The 5,146-nt window shown below is 72.9% G+C and carries 2 protein-coding genes and 1 pseudogene; 1 reads left to right on the top strand and 2 read right to left on the bottom strand.

The window, feature by feature from the left end:
- Both TR50_RS46555 and TR50_RS06715 read right to left on the bottom strand, forming a co-directional pair.
- Nucleotides 1-836 (bottom strand): annotated as a pseudogene (locus tag TR50_RS46555) (hypothetical protein); the annotation flags it as partial.
- Nucleotides 833-3,247 carry a DUF6049 family protein gene (locus TR50_RS06715; protein ID WP_052440800.1) on the bottom strand — a complete coding sequence of 805 codons (2,415 nt, stop codon included), beginning with the start codon at nucleotides 3,245-3,247 and terminating at the stop codon, nucleotides 833-835. The gene TR50_RS06715 and the pseudogene TR50_RS46555, both read right to left, overlap by 4 nt.
- Nucleotides 3,248-3,582: 335 nt before the next feature.
- On the opposite strand from TR50_RS06715, the gene TR50_RS06710 reads away from it, so the two are divergent.
- Nucleotides 3,583-5,076, top strand: coding sequence for a CCA tRNA nucleotidyltransferase (locus TR50_RS06710; protein WP_042415875.1), 1,494 nt, complete (start codon nucleotides 3,583-3,585; stop codon nucleotides 5,074-5,076).
- The last annotated feature ends 70 nt before the right edge of the window (nucleotides 5,077-5,146 follow it).

Here is a 5,146-nt window from a genome sequence, read left to right as displayed (position 1 = left end):
GTGCCGGTGGTCTCGGCGACGGAGTCGCCGCCCGCCTCGCCGTATAGGCTCGGGCCGCTGTCGCGGAAGAGGAAGTCGTACGCCTCGTCCTGGGAGCGCTGCTGCTGCTCCTGGGCGTGGTCGCGGGCCTGCTGTCTGCGGCCCGCGCCGCTGATCAGCTCGTCCACGCCGACGTACGGGTCCGACCCGGGCTGACCCGGTTGTCCTGGCTGACCGGGCTGGCCCGGCAGGCCCGGTTGACCGGGCTGTCCCGGTTGGGCCTGCGGATCCTGCGGCCAGCCCTGGACGCCGGGCTGCTGCGGGGAGAACGTCTGCTGCGGGCCGGCGTAGGCCTGGCTGAAGGCCTGCGGCTGGTAGCCCTGCCCCTGCCCCTGCCCGGGTCCCTGCCCGGGTCCCTGCCCGGGTCCCTGCCCCTGCCCGAGGTACTCGCCGGGGTGGTCGGCGGGGCCGGGGGCGCCCGGGTACGGCTGCTGGTGCGGCGGGTACGCCGGATGCGCGGGGTAGGGCTGCTCGGCGTACGGCTGTGCCTGCGGGACGCCCTGGGGGGCCCCCTGGACCGCCCCGTGGACCGCCCCGTCGACCAGGCCAGGCTGCGGGGCCGCCGGCGCCTGGAAGGGGGTGTGGAAGGGCGACTGGAACGGCGGCTGCGGCGGAGGCGGGTAGCCGCCCTCGCCGTAGAGCGCCTGCGCGGCGGGCGCGTGCGGGTCCGTCGCGTAGGGGTCCGTGGCGTACGGGTCGTGCGCGTAGGTCTGGTCCAGATACGGGTCAGGCGCCTGATTCCCCGCGTGGGGGCCGCCGGTGCCCTGCGGGGTCCTGCCGTCTCGCGGCGCGGTCATGCGTCTGCCTCCTGGTCCTCGGTGGCCGTCGGGTCATCGGGACCCTCGGCGGTGGCGGCAGCGAGGGCCGCGTTCTTCTTGCGCTTCCAGTACAGCCGCAGACCGGCCAGGAGGACGAGCAACCCGCCGCTGGCCATGACAGCGACGACGCCGCTCGACACCGAGGTGACGCTGACGGTGAAGTCCTTCTGGTCGATGACCGAGCCGTCCTGCGCGGAACTGAGCACCGCGCGCATCTGGACCTGCCCGTTGGCGGTGGCCGTGACCTTGAACCGGATGGTCGACTTGGTCCGCCCGCCGGCGATGTTGACGTCCTGGTCCGGCTGGGAGTCGATCTTCAGGCGTGGGTAGCCGGAGCCCAGGACCTCCAGGTGGAGGCTGAGCCGGGTGACGGTCTGCTCGAGGTCGTTCTCGACGCTCACCGCGATCTGGGCCGAGGCGTTGTCGCCCGGGACCACCACGTCCGTCGACTTGTCCAGGATCTTGACCGACGTCTGCAGCGAGTACATGTAGGCGTACATGTCGGACTGGTAGGTCGCCCCGGCCTGGGCGTCGGCGCGCCAGCCGGTCGACACCGAGCGGACCATGGCGGCGTTGAAGGGCTCGCGCAGGCGGTCGGGGCGGGTGAGGATGCGCTGCAGCTGGGTCAGGCCCTCCTGGGTGCCCTTGAGGCTGCTGACGGCGTTGCTGCTGAGCTCGGTGGCGCGGAGCGAGGACGGGTAGCTGTGCGCGGAGGGCACGTGCGTGTTGGCGTCCGCGGTGGGCCCGTCCTTGACGACCGTGTCGAGGTCCACGGGCTGCACCCAGGATCCGGCCTGCGCGGCGGTGAGGGCGCGGACCAGGGTCTGCGCGGTGGCCGCGGACAGGTCGCGCGGCGGCTGCACCACGATGTCGCGCTGCAGGTCGGGGCGCTCCCCGCTGGTCGCGAGCGTCTCGGCGAGGAACTGCTGGACGGCGGCGGTCTGCTCGGCCTGGGTGGACAGGTCCTGGGAGAAGAGCTTCGTCAGCTCCCCGTCGGCGACGACCGCGGTCATCCCGCCGCTGATCTTGCGTGCGGCGTTCGGGGTGTAGTTCAGGTTGGCGCTGTCCGGCATGGAGTCGCCGTTGACGATGATCTGGCTCGCGCCCATGGACTTGGCCAGCGACACGATCGAGGGGTCGATGTAGCCCTGGTAGGGCCAGGCGACGTCGTGGGCGGCGCTCACCTGGAGCCGGTCCAGGCCCACGCTGCCGCCCACCAGCGGCAGCAGCGAGCTCACGTGGTCGCGTGCGGTGGTGTTGTGGGCGAGCGAGGCGATGTCCGGGTCGGCGTAGGGGAGCGAGACCACGTCCGGCTTGGCCGGGGCGGCCAGGGTGCTCTGCATCTGCGCGAGCCAGTTCTTGGCGGCCTGGTGGCCCTGGCTGGTGCCGGCCTGGAGGCAGTGGCAGTTCGCGTTGGCGCCGGTGGCGTCCGCGGCGGTGGTGACCTGGTAGTCGCCCGTCATCGCGCTGACGGTGTCCACCAGGTCCGGGTCGACCATCCAGGTCAGGTGCAGGCCGGGGTTGGCCTGGCCGATCGAGGCGAGCTGGCCCAGGCGTCCCTCCGGCCCGAGCGAGCTGGTCAGGTCGGTGGTGAGGACGGGCTGCTCGGCGTGGGAGGACGGGTCGACGTAGGTCTGCGCCTGGAGCGTCGGCGGGTTGGTCACCGGCCAGAGCGTGGCCACCTTCGTCGCCTTCACGCCTGAGTCCTTGGCGTGCAGCGGCAGGAACGTGCGGGCGATGCCGAGGCCGGCGGAGCCGGTGTCGAGGTTGGCGGTGTTCTGCGCGTCCACGCCGAGGGAGTAGACGCCGTCCGGGTCGGAGCCGAGGCCCAGCTTGGAGATCGGCGCGGTGATCGTGAAGGAGGCGCTGGCGCCGGGGGCGAGGGTGCCGATCTTCTGCTTGAGCGCGGGGTCCTGCAGCTCCTGGCCGTCGCCGGGGGTGGGCCGGCTGCCCGCGCCGACGAGGGCGTCGATGTCGGAGCGGTTGCCCAGCTTCTCCCCGGTGGTCATCAGGCCGACGTGCAGGCCCTGGACGGCGCCGGACTCGCTGTTGCGCACGGTGCCGCTCACGGTGACGTCGCCGTTCGCGGTGGGGACGGCCGGGGTGACGGTGTTGATTGTCACCTCGACTCCGGAGTGGCTGTCGGCGGGGGCGAGGGCGGCGGCGTGCTGCAGCGTCGGGGGCAGCTCGGTGACGCTGATCTGCGGCGCGGCCTCGGCGGCGGGGGCGAGCGTCGGTCCCGCCAGGACGACCAGGCCGGAGGCGAGTGTCAGCCGTCCGAGGCGGCGCAGCCCACGGGCGTGCCTGTCCGGGCGTCCGCCACCGTCGCGGCCGTCACCACGCTCAGGCCGGCCGCCTGCCCGCCACCTCCCCGTCGCCGCCTCGCTCACGCGTCCTCGCCGTTCTCGTCGCTGTCCCCAGAGGTGCCCCACCGGCGGGGCGCAAGCCTCGGGCCTGCGCCCTGCGCCCTGGCATGGTAACGACGCCGAGCGGTTCCGTGTGCCGCGAGGCGACCCCGGACGGGGGTACGACGCGGTTTTGTGGACGCGCGGTTCCGCTTACGCGTGCTACGGGCGGCGCCCTCGCGGGGCGGGAAGCCCCGTGCAGAGGAGGCCGAGCCGTCCGGACCGGGCCGTCCAGGGTGGGGCATCCCCATTGTGCTGGTCGTAACTGTGCGGCGGCCGTGCGGTTCCGCCCCGTACCCTTGTCTGTCGTGTCCAACGCTATGCCGCCCGGCCTCCCCGCGTCCGAGCCCGCCCCTGCCTCCGTCGTCGCCGACGGCGCCGCGCTGAGCGAGCAGCAGGCCGAGAGGGTGCGCGAGATCCTGCGCGCCTACCCCGTCGCCGTCCAGCTCGGCGAGCGGTTCCAGGCGGCCGGCTTCACTCTCGCGCTGGTCGGCGGCTCTGTCCGCGACGCCCTGCTGGGCCGTCTCGGCAACGACCTGGACTTCACCACCGACGCCCGGCCCCAGGAGATCCTGAAGCTGGTCAAGGGCTGGGGCGAGGCGGTGTGGGACGTCGGCATCGCCTTCGGCACGGTCGGGGTGCGCAAGCACGACCTGCAGATCGAGATCACCACGTACCGCTCCGAGCTGTACGACCGGAACTCCCGCAAGCCGGAGGTCAGCTTCGGCGACACGATCGCGGAGGACCTGGTCCGGCGCGACTTCACCGTCAACGCCATGGCGGTGAAGCTGCCCGAGGTGGAGTTCGTCGACCCGCACCGCGGGCTGGTGGACCTGGCCGCGGGTGTGCTGCGCACGCCCGGCACGCCGGAGGCGTCCTTCTCCGACGACCCGCTGCGCATGCTGCGCGCCGCGCGCTTCGCGGCGCAGCTCGACTTCGAGGTGGCGCCCGAGGTCGTGGCCGCGATGACGGACATGGCCGACCGGATCGAGATCGTCTCCGCGGAGCGGATCCAGGGCGAGCTGAACAAGCTGCTGCTGTCCGCGCACCCGCGCAAGGGCCTGACCCTGCTCGTCGACACCGGTCTGGCCGACCGGGTCATGCCGGAGCTGCCCGCGCTGCGCCTCGAGCGTGACGAGCACCACCGCCACAAGGACGTCTACGAGCACACCCTGACCGTGCTGGAGCAGGCGATCGACCTGGAGAGCACCGGCGCAGGGGACGGGAAGCCCGACCTGACGCTGCGCCTCGCGGCGCTGCTGCACGACATCGGCAAGCCGCGCACCCGTCGATTCGAGCCGGGCGGCGGCGTCTCCTTCCACCACCACGAGCTGGTCGGCGCGAAGATGACCAAGAAGCGGCTGCGTGAGCTCAAGTACTCCAACGAGCTGATCGCGGACGTGTCCCGCCTGGTCGAGCTGCACCTGCGGTTCCACGGCTACGGCACCGGCGAGTGGACCGACTCCGCGGTGCGCCGCTACGTGCGCGACGCGGGCCCGCTGCTGGACCGCCTGCACAAGCTGACCCGCTCGGACTGCACCACCCGCAACAAGAAGAAGGCCGCCGCGCTCTCGCGCAGCTACGACGGCCTGGAGCAGCGGATCGGCCAGTTGCAGGAGCAGGAGGAGCTGGACGCGATCCGGCCGGACCTGAACGGCGACCAGATCATGGCGCTGCTCGGCATCAAGCCGGGCCGGGAGGTCGGCGAGGCGTACAAGTTCCTGCTGGAGCTGCGCCTGGAGCACGGTCCGCTGGGCGAGGAGGCGGCCTCGGAGGCGCTCCGACAGTGGTGGGACGAGAAGCGTCACGCATAGGGGTGGTGGCCGGGTGACGGGTGGGAGGGCCGGGCGGAACCGCTCGCGTTCGGGCTCGCCCGCCAGGGGC

The organism is Streptacidiphilus anmyonensis (assembly GCF_000787855.1).
Lineage (GTDB): Bacteria > Actinomycetota > Actinomycetes > Streptomycetales > Streptomycetaceae > Streptacidiphilus > Streptacidiphilus anmyonensis.
This window is presented reverse-complemented; position numbering and strand designations above follow the sequence as displayed.